This is a genomic window from Pseudomonas sp. Sample_14, from assembly GCF_004307515.1.
Taxonomy (GTDB): Bacteria; Pseudomonadota; Gammaproteobacteria; order Pseudomonadales; family Pseudomonadaceae; genus Aquipseudomonas; species Aquipseudomonas atacamensis.
In genome coordinates this window covers 92,042-105,543 of sequence record NZ_RCOC01000084.1, presented here as the reverse complement: position 1 = coordinate 105,543, position 13,502 = coordinate 92,042, and the positions used below count along the sequence as shown (strand labels likewise).

Here is a 13,502-nt window from a genome sequence, read left to right as displayed (position 1 = left end):
AAGCACCGCCATGCACACCATCGCCCGCATCACAGTCCTCACACTGGCCCTGGGCTTGAGTGCATGTGCGGTACAACGCCCGGAACCGACCACCAGCCTGCCGCCGATCCCGCCGTCGCAGCCAAGCCCAACCCCGTCGACCTCGCCAAGCCCCGGCAAGAGCATCCCGGCCAAACCCGCCAAGCCCGTGCCCCGCACCTCGGCCAGCTTCGCCCCGCCACCGGGCGGTAACAGCCACTGGGACCAGAAGCTCGGCGTCTACGTGCTCGACGACCAGACCAACACCTTCTACCGCCAGCGCACCTACTACCGCTGGAACAACGGCTGGAGCCGCTCGGTCAGCCCCAACGGCCCGTGGGAAGACACCAACATCCACGGCGTCCCGCCGGGGTTGGGCAAGAAGTTCGGGCAGTGATGAGAAACGGCGATCTTGGGATCGTCGTTTTTTTTGCGTCTGATTTTCAGAGAATCGCACGATAGTTGGCTAACACCTTTACCGACTCGACTAGTCCTTGCCGTTGGAGAAAGCCAAGAGCCATCAATTGCGATGTGCGATCGAGTTGTTCGAGGGTCAGGTCGGACCTGTTTTTCAATAAATTACGCTTCCATTCGTGGTGTATTTCCTGAGTCCAGCGAGCCCGATACAGCCCTGACAACGCGAGCCACATCAGGAAATCTCTTAAAGGGGCCGGATATAAAACGCATGCATCGTATACAGCAGTGAAAGAGGAATGCCTCACTCGTATCCTGTCCTTAGCGCCTGTGCCTGCTCCGCGAGAAGCATCATTGCCCGCTCGCTGGCGGTGTCTCGCCGGGTTTTATATTCCATTAGATCGGCAAAACGCACACGTCGGTGCTTGCCTGTTTTGTGGTAGGAAATCTCACCGCTCTCCAGCAGTTTGATCATGTGCGGACGTGAGACGTTGAGCAGATCGGCAGCTTCCTGCGTGGTCAGCTCCGCGTGGATCGGTACCACCTTCAGAGCGTTGCCCTGCGCCAGCGCCGCGAGGATATCGCTCAGCAAGCGCAACGCCGATGTTGGCAGCTCGACGCTGTGGGCTTCGTTCTGTTCATCAAAAATCTGGATTCGCTGAGTTTCAAAACCGCTTGCGAGAAATGCGGTCAGGGCGCGCTGGCCTTCAATCGCGGCTTTGACCTCACGTTCGAGGGGCAGATTGATGGCAGATGGAGTAGCGGTGGTCATAAGACTGTTCCAGCATTGTAAGGAAGATCCGCGGACGTTATTCGAATCAAGCGAAATTCGCAATAAACGAAACTGTTGCAGGAATACTTTGTAAAACAACCAACCATCACTCCGCCCCATTCTGTGCTTGAGTAAAGATAACTCTAGAGTTACTTTTAATGGGCCAGGCCAAGGAGGCGGTTGGTGCAGAGCAGGCTATTGATGAAGGAGCTGGAGGAGGCGGGCTGGACGCTGGATCGGGTTGCGGGCAGTCATCACATCTTCACTCATCGTTACAACCCGAACACGATTGCCGTCCCGCATCCGAAAAAGGATTTACCGCTGGGGACAGTCAAAAGCATTCGGCGGCGCGCGGGGTTATTCAGCCCGCCAACCCGTCATGAAGGAGATCCGTAATGCAATATCCCATCTGCATCGAGTGGGGTGACGAGAACACTGCCATCGGTATTCAGATCCCCGATATTCCCGGCGCAGTCACGGCCGGGGACAGCTTTGAAGAGGCCTACAACGCGGCCGTGGAAGTGGCTCACCTCATGCTGCAGGAGATCGCGGCGGCCGGTCAGGCGATTCCGATGCCGACCTCGGCAGCGGCGCATCGCAATCATCCGGATTTTGCCGAGATGGGCTGGGGCATGCTGGAACTGGATATCTCGCCGTACCTGGGCAAGACCGAAAAGGTCAACGTTACGCTGCCCGGCTATGTGATTCAGCGTATTGATCGCTATGTACGCGAGCACAACGTCAAAAGCCGCTCCTCGTTTCTAGCGGATGCGGCGATGGAGAAACTGGTTCGGTATTGAGGGGCTGCGCAATTGTGGGAGCGAGCCTGCTCGCGAAAGCGCTGTGTCAGTCGGTGCAAACATGATCTGAACTGACGCCTTCGCGAGCAGGCTCGCTCCCACACTGGTTTTGTGTATTGCAGTGATTCGAAGGTCACCCAAAACCTGTGGGAGCGAGCTTGCTCGCGAAGCTTTTGAAGCCTTAAGCCGTGGCCAATGAAGCGCGTCGTGAAACACTCAGAAACCGCACCAACGCCAACAGCGGAAAGACGCTGCCGACAATCACGATCCACAACCAGCCGCCATGCTCGTACACCGCGCTGGCCACCGAGGAGCCGAAGGCGCCGCCGATAAAGATGCTGGTCATGTACAGCGCGTTCAAACGGCCACGACTTTTCGCGTCCAGCGAGTACACCGCGCGTTGGCCGAGGACCATGTTCATCTGCACGCAGAAGTCCAGCACCACGCCGGTCACGGCCAGGCCGATGACGCTATAGGCCGGGTGGATGAAGGCGGGCAGGAAGCTCAGGCTGGCGAAGAGCATGGCCAGCAGCGAGGCGATGCGTGTGTGACCGGCATCAGCGAGGCGGCCGCTGATTGGCGCGGCGATGGCACCTATCGCGCCCACCAGAGCGAAGATCGCAATTTCGCTTTGCGACAGGCCATGGTTGCGTGCCAGTTCCAGCGGCACGGCGGTCCAGAACAGGCTGAACGTGGCAAACATGCAGCCCTGATAAAACGCCCGCTGACGCAGCACCGGTTGCTGGCGCAGCAGCGTCCACAGCGAGCCGATCAATTGGCCATAAGTTGCGCTGTGATCTGGCTGGCGCTTGGGCACGGTCAGTGCCAGCACCACGCTGATCGCGGCCATCAACCCGGCGGCAATCATGAACATGGCGCGCCAGCCGAGATGGTCGGCGACCACGCTCGACACCGGTCGCGCCAACAGAATGCCCAGCAGCAAACCGCCCATGATCCCGCCGACCACACGGCCTCGGGACTCTTCCGGCGCCAGATGCGCGGCCAGCGGAATCAGGATCTGCACCGACACCGAGCTGAAGCCGACCAGCAGCGAGATCAGCAGGAACACGTTCGGCTGTTCAGTGAACGCGGCGCCAAGCAGACTGGCGATCGCCACGACCGTGGTGATGATCATCAGCCGCCGGTTTTCCAGCAGATCCCCCAACGGCACCAGAAAGAACAGACCCAACGCATAGCCGATCTGCGTCAGCGAGACGATGAAACTGGCCATGGTGTCGGAGAGGCCGATGTCCGGCGCGATCAGGCCGATGATCGGTTGTGCATAGTAGATGTTGGCAACGATGGCGCCGCAGCAGAAGGCGAACAGCAGCACCATGCCTCGGGTCATTGCGTGAGTGGTGGGCATAGGAATACTCGGGTCGGGCACAGGAAAGCGGTGAAGGCTAATGGACAACGCGGGTTGGCAGAAGACAGTTTCGGATGATAACTCTTATTACGTTGTGTAATGACTGATCGGTTGATCGAGGATAGTCGCGAGGGAGGTGGTCATAAGATTACTGTTCTCGCCCAAAAGCCCCTCACCCTAGCCCTCTCCCGGGGGGAGAGGGGACTGATTGGGGGATGCTTGGGATCCTGCCGATCTGAACGTTACTCGGTGAATCCATAATCGACTCGGTCTCGCAGGTCGATGTCTGACGCAAGGCACCTCGGTCGGCCCCCTCTCCCTCTGGGAGAGGGCTGGGGTGAGGGTAACCGGGCTCAACAAAAAGGCGACCTCAGTGGGTCGCCTCTTGTTTTTCAGAGCAAGCCTTATTGGCCCGTGTAAATCTGATCAAATACCCCACCATCATTGAAGTGCGTCTTCTGCACCGTGCGCCAGTCACCAAACGTTTTCTCCACCGAAAGGAAATCCACTCTCGGGAAGCGATCGGTGTACTTCGCCAGCACCGCCGGATCCCGTGGGCGCAGGTAGTTGGCCGCAGCAATTTCCTGACCTTCCGGCGACCACAGGTACTTCAGGTACTCATCAGCCGCAGCGCGCGAGCCCTTCTTGTCGACCACTTTGTCGACCACCGAAACCGGTGGCTCGGCTTCTGCGGAGACGCTTGGGTAGATAACTTCGAACTGATCGCGACCGAACTCGCGGGCGATCATTTCCGCTTCGTTTTCGAAGGTCACCAGTACGTCGCCGATCTGGTTGGTCATGAACGTGGTGGTGGCCGCGCGGCCACCGGTGTCGAGCACCGGCGCCTGCTTGAACAGCTTGCCGACGAAATCCTTGGCCTTGTTCTCGTCACCACCGTTTTTCAGTACATAGCCCCAGGCCGACAGGTAGGTGTAGCGGCCGTTACCCGAAGTTTTCGGGTTCGGCACGATCACCTGTACGCCGTCCTTGAGCAGATCAGGCCAGTCTTTCAAAGCTTTCGGGTTGCCCTTGCGGACGATAAACACCGTCGCCGAGGTAAACGGCGCGCTGTTGTTCGGCAGGCGCGTTACCCAGTTGTCCGGGACCAGTTTGCCGTTGTCGGCGAGGGCATTGATGTCGGTGGCCATGTTCATGGTGATGACGTCAGCCGGCAGGCCGTCGATCACCGAACGCGCCTGCTTGCTCGAGCCGCCGAAGGACATCTGCACGGTGATGTTTTCGTTGTGCTCGGCTTGCCAGTGCTTCTGGAACGCAGTGTTGTAGTCCTTGTAGAAATCGCGCATCACGTCGTAGGAAACGTTGAGCAGCGTCGGTGCAGCCTGAGCGATGTTGGCCAAGGCCAGGCCGGCGGCGAGAAGTGAGGCGCCAAAGAGTTTTTTCACTGCGCATTCCTTGTTCTGTGGGGTGTCGTGTCAAAAATGAGGCGATTTGCCAGCGACTATAGCGGGCCACGCATAGTCGCTTAAAGATTAAAAAGCTCTGTGCTTATTCCACTTTCTTGAACAGCTGACTGCCGCAGCGCGAACAGAACGCTGCACTCTGTTCATGGCTCTTTTTCTGGCAGCCTGGGCAGTCATGTTGCAGCTGTTCGCCGCGCATGGCGTTGGCCAGCTCAGCGGTGAAAATCCCTGTGGGCACGGCGATGATCGAATAACCGGTGATCATCACCAGCGAGGAAATCACCTGGCCCAGCGGCGTCTTCGGCACGATGTCGCCGAAGCCCACAGTGGTCAAGGTCACGATTGCCCAATAGATGCCTTTGGGAATGCTGGTGAAGCCATGTTCCGGGCCTTCGATCACGTACATCAGCGTGCCAAACACCGTTACCAGCGTGCATACGCTGACCAGAAACACGACGATTTTCTGCTTGCTGCCGCGCAGCGCCGACATCAGATAGTTGGCTTGCTTGAGATACGGGCTGAGCTTGAGCACGCGGAAAATCCGCAGCATCCGAATGATGCGGATGATCAGCAGATACTGCGCATCGCTGTAATAAAGCGCGAGAATGCCCGGCACGATCGCCAGCAGATCCACCAGGCCATAAAAGCTGAAGGCATAGCGCAGCGGCTTGGGCGAGCAGTACAGACGCAGGATGTACTCGCCGAGGAAAATCGCCGTGAAGCCCCACTCGATATAGGCTAGAACGTCGGCGTAATTACGGTGAATGCTGTCGATACTGTCGAGCATCACGATCACCAGGCTGGCGAGGATGATCACCAGCAGGATGCCGTCGAAGCGACGCCCGGCCGGGGTGTCGCTCTGGAAAATCATGACGTAAAGCCGTTCGCGCCAATTGTTGCTGCTGTCCATGGATAACGCCTGAATCGAAGATCAGCGCAGCCTAGGGTGATTCTCCTCGTGAGCGCAAGACTCATGCGCAAGCGACGCTTTGCCAAGCATTTGAATGCCAGCCCGGATCAACCAGCAGGCGAGGATGAACGGTGCGGTTAGCGTCGCCAATCCAAGGGCGGCAAACAGTGGCGTCACCAGCAACGCCAGGACAATGGCGAGCAGCGGCAGCCACGGATGTTGCCGTTGCGAGCTGAAGGCGAGGGCGGCGAGTACGGCGTTGTAGCCACCGAGCCCGAGCAGTGCGGCGGACGTCTCGTGGTGCAGCAGACTCGAGCCCAGGCCGATCGCCGAAGCCAGCAGTGCCCAGCAGAACGCGCGACGATCGGCAAGCAGCAAACCGCTGGCAATCAACGCCCCGGCCAGAGGATGGTCGAGAAACATCACCTGGCCAAATCCGCGCAGTTCAGCGGCCAGCAGATTTGTCGTGTTCAGGTCGGCCGATGCCATCGGCGTGGACGGTTCGGCGAACACCAGCAGCACCCAGCTGAGCGCCACGAACGGCGAGGTATACGCCGGTATGGCGCGACTGCGGTACACGTGTTTGAGCCATTGCTGAGTGAGCATCGCGCTCAAGCCGCCCGCTGCAAGAATCAACGGCGGCAGCAGTGGCGACCAAGGGAAATACAGGCTCAGCAGCAGACCGAGCAGCACGCCGTTGTAGCTGAACAGACCAGCTTGGCGATCGGCCTTGGCGTAGTTGCGCCGCTGCGCGGTGAGCAGACCGGCAACGCCACCGAGCAGCGCCCCGGCGAACAGCACCGGCGCGGTCAGCAGAATCGCCAACAGACACAGCAGGCCGCACAGCGGATGACGCTGAAAGAAAATCTGACTGAAACCGTTGAGCAAAGCCTCGGCCCAGTCGGGGCAGTGGGTGTTGAAGTGATTGGCAGGCATGGCAGTTCTGAAAGTCAGGGAAACCGAGGCGCCTGCTTCGCGAGCAAGCTCGCTCCCACATGGATCTGCGTCCAGTCATTGAGTTTGTGGTGCACACAAATCAACTGTGGGAGCGAGCCTGCTCGCGAAGAGGCCGGTACAGGCGCTAAATCAACGTTTCGATCCGCAGCGAATTGGTCGACCCCGGCTGCCCGAACGGCACGCCAGCGGTGATCAGCAGCGTGTCGCCACGCTCGGCCATGCCTTGCGCCTGAGCAATCTCCAGTGCGGTCGAGCAGACTTCGTCGACCTGACGCAGGCGATCGTTGACCACCGAATGAATGCCCCACGCCACGCTCAAGCGCCGCGCCGTTTGCAGGTTCGGCGTCAGATTGAGGATCGGTGCTTTCGGCCGTTCCCGCGATGCGCGCAACGTCGAGGCGCCGGACTCGCTGTAATTGACCAGCACCGCGACCGGCAGCACGTTGCTGATCCGGCGGATCGCACAGCTGATCGCATCGGAAACCGTCGCCTCGGCTTTCGGTCGACTGACGTCGAGCTGGGTCTGATAGTCCGGGCCGTTCTCAACCTGACGGATGATCTTGCTCATCATCTGCACGGCTTCCAGCGGGTACTCACCGGACGCGGTCTCCGCCGAGAGCATCACGGCATCGGCGCCCTCGGCCACGGCGTTGGCGACGTCGGTGACTTCGGCGCGGGTCGGGGCAGGGGAGAAACGCATCGACTCGAGCATCTGCGTCGCCACCACCACCGGTTTGCCCAGCGCACGGCAGGTGGTGATGATGTTTTTCTGAATCTGCGGCACGCTTTCCGCCGGCACTTCCACACCAAGATCACCGCGAGCGACCATGATCGCATCGCTCAACTCAGCAATCTCACGCAGTTGCTCGACCGCCGAAGGCTTCTCGATTTTCGCCATCAGAAATGCCTTGTCGCCGATCAATGCGCGGGCTTCGACAATGTCCTGCGGGCGCTGCACGAACGACAGCGCGACCCAGTCCACACCCAATTCCAGGCCGAAGCTCAGATCGCGGCGATCCTTGGCGGTCAGCGGGCTCAGGTCGAGCACCGCTTGCGGCACGTTCACACCTTTGCGATCAGACAGTTCGCCGCCGTTGAGCACGGTGGTGTCGATCGCATCGTTGTACTTGGTGACAACGCGCAGACGCAGCTTGCCGTCGTCGAGCAGCAGATCCATGCCGGCTTCCAGCGCGGCAATGATCTCCGGATGCGGCAGGTTGACCCGGCGCTCATCGCCCGGTGTCGCATCGAGATCGAGACGGAACGCCTGACCGCGATGCAGCTGCACCTTGCCGTCAGCGAACTTGCCGACGCGCAGTTTCGGCCCCTGCAGATCCATCAGAATGCCCAGCGGGTAGTTGAGCTGACGCTCGACTTCGCGGATCCACTGATAGCGCTTGGCGTGGTCGGCGTGATCGCCGTGGCTGAAGTTCAGGCGGAAGATGTTGACCCCGGCCTCGACCAGCTCGCGGATGTCGTCGATACCGTCGACGGCAGGGCCGAGGGTGGCGAGGATTTTGACCTTTTTATCAGGCGTCATGATTTGCAGTTCTCAAGGATCAGAATGGCGCGGAAGTCGTTGACATTGGTGCGGGTCGGCTCGGTGACGATCAGCGCATCGAGCGCCTGGAAGTAGCCGTAGCCGTTGTTGTTGTCCAGCTCGTCGCTGGCGCTCAGACCCAGTGCGGCGGCGCGGGCGTAGCTGTCCGGGGTCATGATTGCGCCGGCGTTGTCTTCCGAGCCGTCGATGCCATCGGTGTCGCCCGCCAGCGCGTAGACGCCGGGCTGGCCCTTGAGGCTGTCGGTCAGGCTGAGGAGGAATTCGGCGTTGCGTCCGCCACGGCCATTGCCGCGCACGGTTACCGTGGTTTCACCGCCGGAGAGAATCACGCAGGGCGCCGCCAGTGGCTGGCCGTGGTGGATGATCTGTCGGGCGATGCCGGCGTGGACTTTCGCCACTTCACGGGACTCGCCTTCGAGGTCGCCGAGAATCAAGGTGCTGAAACCGGCCTGACGGCATTTCACCGCCGCCGCGTCCAGCGATTGCTGCGGGCGGGCGATCAACTGGAAATGACTGCGCGCCAGGCTTGGGTCGCCGGGTTTGACCGTCTCCGATTCCGGACTTTGCAGCCAGGTGCGCACGGAGGCAGGAATGTCGATGCCGTAGCGCTTGATAATCGCCAGTGCTTCGGCTGAGGTGCTCGGGTCGGCCACAGTCGGGCCGGAGGCAATGACGGTGGCGAGGTCGCCCGGCACATCGGAAATCGCGTAGGTGTAAACCGTCGCCGGCCAGCAGGCCTTGCCGAGGCGGCCACCCTTGATCGCCGAGAGGTGCTTGCGCACGCAGTTCATCTCGCCGATGGTTGCGCCGGATTTGAGCAGGGCTTTGTTGATCGACTGCTTATCGGCAAGGGTGATGCCTTCGGCTGGCAGGGCGAGCAGGGCAGAGCCGCCGCCGGAGAGCAGGAAGATCACGCGGTCGTCTTCAGTCAGGTTGCTGACCAGCTCCAGCACACGTTTGGCCACGGCCAGACCCGCCGCATCCGGCACCGGGTGTGCGGCTTCGACCACTTCGATTTTTTCGCACGGAGCGCCGTGGCCGTAGCGGGTCACCACCAGGCCGGTGACTTCACCCTCCCAGCAGCGCTCGACCACTTGCGCCATGGCAGCAGCGGCTTTGCCGGCGCCGATGACGATCACCCGACCGCTGCGATCGGCAGGCAAATGGGCTTCGAGGACTTGGTTCGGATGAGCCGCGTCGATGGCTGTGGCAAACAGCTCGCGCAGCAGTTGTTGCGGATCGACCGACATGGCGGGCTCCCGGAATTCTTGTTATTCGAAAGGGCAACTCGGAACCCTTGTGGGAGCGAGCCTGCTCGCGAACGCGGTATGTCAGCCAACATGGATGTTGAATGTGAAGCCGCTTTCGCGAGCAGGCTCGCTCCCACAGGGTTTTGTGCAGGCTTTATTTTTTGTCGCGAATCGAGAAATTGGCCATGTGTTCCAGGCCCTTGATCAGCGCCGAGTGGTCCCAGTTGCTGCCGCCGATGGCCGCGCAGGTGCTGAACACTTGCTGGGCATTGGCGGTGTTCGGCAGGTTGATGTTCAGCTCCTTGGCGCCTTGCAGGGCCAGGTTCAGGTCCTTCTGGTGCAGGCTGATGCGGAAGCCCGGGTCAAAGGTGCCCTTGATCATGCGCTCGCCGTGCACTTCGAGAATCTTCGAAGAAGCGAAACCGCCCATCAGCGCTTCACGCACCTTGGCCGGATCGGCACCGTTTTTCGAGGCGAACAGCAGGGCTTCAGCGACAGCCTGAATGTTCAGCGCAACGATGATCTGGTTCGCGACTTTGGCGGTCTGACCATCGCCATTGCCACCAACCAGGGTGATGTTCTTGCCCATGGCCTGGAACAGCGGCAGGGCGCGTTCGAAGGCATCGGCGTCGCCACCGACCATGATGCTCAGGGTGGCGGCTTTGGCACCGACTTCACCGCCGGACACTGGCGCGTCGAGGTACTGCGCGCCTTTTTCGTTGATCTTGGCGGCGAAGGCTTTGGTCGCGGTCGGCGAAATCGAGCTCATGTCGATGACCACTTTGCCTTTGCCGATACCGGCGGCAACACCGTCGGCGCGGAACAGCACGTCATCGACCTGTGGGGTATCCGGAACCATGACGATGATGAATTCGGCTTCCTGCGCTACTTCACGCGGATTGGCCAGGGCGACGGCGCCGGCAGCGACCAGATCGGCCGGGGCCGCGTCGTGGTGTTGCGACAGGAACAGGCTGTGACCGGCTTTCTGCAGGTTCGCCGCCATTGGGTGGCCCATGATGCCGGTGCCGATGAATCCGATTTTAGCCATGAGAAAATCCTCTTGTTTTTGTCGTGCTCAAGCAAATAGGGGAGCTACTTTTCATGTGGGAGCGAGCCTGCTCGCGAATGCGGTGGAACATTCAATATCCGTGTTGACTGAACCACCGCATTCGCGAGCAGGCTCGCTCCCACAGGGGATTTGCTGTGTTTCTTAGATTGCGTTATGGGTTTTCAACCAACCCAGGCCCGCTTCGGTGGTGGTCAGCGGTTTGTATTCGCAACCGACCCAACCCTGATAACCGATGCGATCAAGGTGTTCGAACAGGAAGCGGTAGTTGATCTCGCCAGTGCCCGGCTCGTTGCGCCCCGGGTTGTCCGCGAGCTGCACATGGTTGATCTCGCCCAGGTGCGATTGCAGGGTGCGGGCCAGATCACCTTCCATGATTTGCATGTGATAGATGTCGTATTGCAGGAACAGATTGGCGCTGCCGACCTGCTCGCGAATCGACAGGGCTTGCGCCGTGTTGTTCAGGTAGAAACCGGGAATGTCGCGGGTGTTGATCGCTTCCATCACCAGTTTGATGCCCACCGCTTGCAGCTTGTCGGCGGCATATTTGAGGTTGGCAACGAAGGTCTTTTCCACGGTGGCATCGTCAACGCCTTGCGGGCGGATACCGGCCAGGCAGTTGACCTGGGTGTTGCCCAGCACTTGTGCGTAAGCGATCGCCAGATCGACCCCGGCGCGGAACTCTTCGACCCGATCCGGCAGGCAGGCAATACCGCGCTCGCCCTTGGCCCAGTCACCGGCCGGCAGGTTGAACAGCACTTGGGTCAGCCCGTTGGCCTCAAGTTTTGCCTTGATTTCAGCCGAGCTGAAGTCGTACGGGAACAGGTATTCCACGCCACTGAAACCGGCCTTGGCGGCGGCGTCGAAACGGGCAAGGAAATCCTGTTCGGTGAACAGCATGGACAGGTTGGCTGCGAAACGCGGCATGGTGGTCTCCCGTAAATCTTGTGAGGTCCCCTGTGGGAGCGAGCTGTGGCGAGGGGATTTATCCCCGTTCGGCTGCGAAGCAGTCGTAAACCATTGTATGCGGTGTACCTGATACGACGCGGTTTCAGGTTTTGAGGCCGCTTCGCGCCCTAACGGGGATAAATCCCCTCACCACACAGGCTCGCTCCCACAGGGAGAGCAGTCAGCAGTTAATCCAACATCGAAATCGCCGTCGGCGCATCGTTGCCGACCAGTGCCAGGTCTTCGAACTCGTTGACCGCGTTGATCTCGGTACCCATGGAGATGTTGGTCACACGCTCCAGAATGATCTCGACGATCACCGGCACTTTGAATTCTTCGATCATCTGTTCGGCCTTGCGCAGGGCAGGGGCGATTTCCGACGGTTCGAACACGCGCAGCGCCTTGCAGCCGAGGCCCTCGGCGACTGCGATGTGGTCAACCCCGTAACCGTTGAGTTCCGGCGCATTCAGGTTATCGAAGGACAGCTGCACGCAGTAGTCCATTTCGAACCCGCGCTGGGCCTGACGGATCAGGCCCAGGTACGAGTTGTTCACCACTACGTGGATGTACGGCAGTTTGAACTGAGCGCCGACCGCCAGTTCTTCGATCATGAACTGGAAATCATAGTCCCCCGACAGGGCCACGACTTTGCGGTTCGGATCGGCCTTCACCACGCCCAGCGCCGCCGGAATGGTCCAGCCCAACGGGCCGGCCTGGCCGCAGTTGATCCAGTGACGCGGCTTGTAGACGTGCAGGAACTGCGCGCCGGCAATCTGCGACAGACCAATGGTGCTGACGTAGCAGGTGTCCTTGCCGAACACCTGGTTCATTTCTTCGTAAACGCGCTGCGGCTTGACCGGCACGTTGTCGAAGTGGGTCTTGCGATGCAGGCTGGCCTTGCGCTGCTGGCAATCCTGCAGCCAGGCGCTGCGGTTTTTCAGCTTGCCGGCGGCTTGCCATTCACGGGCGACTTCGATGAACACGGTCAGCGCTGCCGCGGCGTCGGAAACGATGCCCAGATCCGGCGTGAACACACGACCGATCTGCGTGCCTTCGATGTCGACGTGAATGAACTTACGACCTTCGGTGTAGACGTCAACCGAACCGGTGTGGCGGTTGGCCCAACGGTTACCAATGCCCAGCACCACGTCGGATTTGAGCATCGTCGCGTTGCCGTAACGGTGCGAAGTCTGCAGACCGACCATGCCGACCATCAGCGGGTGGTCGTCAGGGATGGTGCCCCAGCCCATCAGGGTCGGGATGACCGGAATACCTGTCAGCTCGGCGAACTCGACCAGCAGGTCGCTGGCGTCGGCGTTGATGATGCCGCCGCCGGCCACCAGCAGTGGGCGCTCAGCTTGATCCAGCAAAGCCAAAGCTTTTTCAACCTGAACGCGGGTCGCAGTCGGCTTGGCCAATGGCAGCGGTTGGTAAGCGTCGATGTCGAATTCGATTTCGGCCATCTGCACGTCGAACGGCAGGTCGATCAGTACAGGGCCTGGACGGCCGGAGCGCATTTCATAGAAGGCTTTCTGGAATGCGTAAGGCACTTGGCCCGGCTCCAGAACCGTGGTTGCCCACTTGGTGACTGGCTTGACGATGCTGGTGATGTCGACTGCCTGGAAGTCTTCTTTATGCATACGGGCGCGGGGTGCTTGCCCGGTGATGCAGAGGATTGGAATCGAGTCGGCTGAGGCGCTGTAGAGCCCGGTGACCATGTCGGTACCGGCCGGGCCGGACGTGCCGATGCACACGCCGATGTTGCCGGCCTTGGTGCGGGTGTAGCCCTCGGCCATGTGCGAGGCGCCTTCAACGTGGCGAGCAAGGACGTGATCGATGCCACCGACCTTCTGCAAGGCGGAGTACAGCGGGTTGATCGCTGCGCCCGGGATGCCAAAAGCGGTATCAACCCCTTCACGGCGCATCACCAGAACGGCGGCTTCGATTGCTCTCATTTTGCTCATGGTTTTGTGCCTCTTTACGTTTTGTAATTGTATACAAGTGGCTTTGCGCAGAGTG

13 protein-coding genes and 1 pseudogene are annotated in these 13,502 nt (G+C 60.3%); 3 read left to right on the top strand and 11 right to left on the bottom strand.

The window, feature by feature from the left end; genetic code table 11:
• The first annotated feature begins 10 nt into the window (after positions 1-10).
• Positions 11-415, top strand: a complete 405-nt coding sequence (locus D8U61_RS19900; protein WP_016771039.1) for a hypothetical protein — start codon at positions 11-13, stop codon at positions 413-415.
• 121 nt (positions 416-536) lie between these two features.
• Here D8U61_RS19900 and D8U61_RS27925 read toward each other — a convergent pair.
• Both D8U61_RS27925 and D8U61_RS19890 read right to left on the bottom strand, forming a co-directional pair.
• Positions 537-740: pseudogene (locus tag D8U61_RS27925) on the bottom strand (PIN domain-containing protein); the annotation flags it as partial.
• Positions 737-1,204 carry a helix-turn-helix domain-containing protein gene (locus D8U61_RS19890; RefSeq protein WP_130927510.1) on the bottom strand — a complete coding sequence of 156 codons (468 nt, stop codon included), beginning with the start codon at positions 1,202-1,204 and terminating at the stop codon, positions 737-739. The pseudogene D8U61_RS27925 and the gene D8U61_RS19890, both read right to left, overlap by 4 nt.
• 183 nt (positions 1,205-1,387) lie before the next feature.
• Between D8U61_RS19890 and D8U61_RS19885 the strand changes: the two genes are divergently transcribed.
• Together D8U61_RS19885 and D8U61_RS19880 are read left to right on the top strand one after the other, a co-directional pair.
• Positions 1,388-1,600 (top strand): type II toxin-antitoxin system HicA family toxin, encoded by a 213-nt coding sequence (locus D8U61_RS19885; RefSeq protein ID WP_076566640.1) that lies wholly within the window; start codon positions 1,388-1,390, stop codon positions 1,598-1,600.
• Positions 1,600-2,004 (top strand): type II toxin-antitoxin system HicB family antitoxin, encoded by a 405-nt coding sequence (locus D8U61_RS19880; protein WP_016771035.1) that lies wholly within the window; start codon positions 1,600-1,602, stop codon positions 2,002-2,004. Before D8U61_RS19885 ends, D8U61_RS19880 begins: the two co-directional genes overlap by 1 nt.
• A gap of 181 nt (positions 2,005-2,185) precedes the next feature.
• On the opposite strand, the gene D8U61_RS19870 is transcribed toward D8U61_RS19880, so the two are convergent.
• The 9 genes from D8U61_RS19870 to gcl form a co-directional block, all read right to left on the bottom strand.
• Positions 2,186-3,370 (bottom strand): MFS transporter, encoded by a 1,185-nt coding sequence (locus D8U61_RS19870; protein ID WP_130927509.1) that lies wholly within the window; start codon positions 3,368-3,370, stop codon positions 2,186-2,188.
• A 404-nt stretch (positions 3,371-3,774) separates the two neighbouring features.
• Positions 3,775-4,773, bottom strand: a complete 999-nt coding sequence (locus tag D8U61_RS19865; protein ID WP_130887159.1) for a sulfate ABC transporter substrate-binding protein — start codon at positions 4,771-4,773, stop codon at positions 3,775-3,777.
• Between the two features lie 103 nt (positions 4,774-4,876).
• Positions 4,877-5,701, bottom strand: coding sequence for an ion transporter (locus D8U61_RS19860; RefSeq protein ID WP_024012136.1), 825 nt, complete (start codon positions 5,699-5,701; stop codon positions 4,877-4,879).
• Between the two features lie 21 nt (positions 5,702-5,722).
• On the bottom strand, positions 5,723-6,637 hold the full coding sequence (locus tag D8U61_RS19855) for an urea transporter (protein ID WP_130927508.1): 915 nt from the start codon (positions 6,635-6,637) through the stop codon (positions 5,723-5,725).
• Positions 6,638-6,782: 145 nt separating this feature from the next.
• Positions 6,783-8,198 (bottom strand): pyruvate kinase, encoded by a 1,416-nt coding sequence (gene pyk / locus D8U61_RS19850; RefSeq protein ID WP_130927507.1) that lies wholly within the window; start codon positions 8,196-8,198, stop codon positions 6,783-6,785.
• The gene (locus D8U61_RS19845; RefSeq protein ID WP_130927506.1) at positions 8,195-9,469 is read right to left on the bottom strand and encodes a glycerate kinase; all 1,275 of its coding nucleotides are present in this window, start codon (positions 9,467-9,469) and stop codon (positions 8,195-8,197) included. Before D8U61_RS19845 ends, pyk begins: the two co-directional genes overlap by 4 nt.
• Before the next feature lie 154 nt (positions 9,470-9,623).
• Positions 9,624-10,517, bottom strand: coding sequence for a 2-hydroxy-3-oxopropionate reductase (locus D8U61_RS19835; RefSeq protein WP_056783869.1), 894 nt, complete (start codon positions 10,515-10,517; stop codon positions 9,624-9,626).
• Between the two features lie 162 nt (positions 10,518-10,679).
• Complete coding sequence (gene hyi, locus D8U61_RS19830) at positions 10,680-11,462, bottom strand: hydroxypyruvate isomerase (protein ID WP_122691603.1); 783 nt, start codon at positions 11,460-11,462, stop codon at positions 10,680-10,682.
• 209 nt (positions 11,463-11,671) lie between these two features.
• A complete protein-coding gene (gene gcl, locus D8U61_RS19825) occupies positions 11,672-13,447 on the bottom strand; it encodes a glyoxylate carboligase (RefSeq protein WP_016771026.1) in 1,776 nt (591 codons plus the stop codon).
• Between the last annotated feature and the right edge of the window lie 55 nt (positions 13,448-13,502).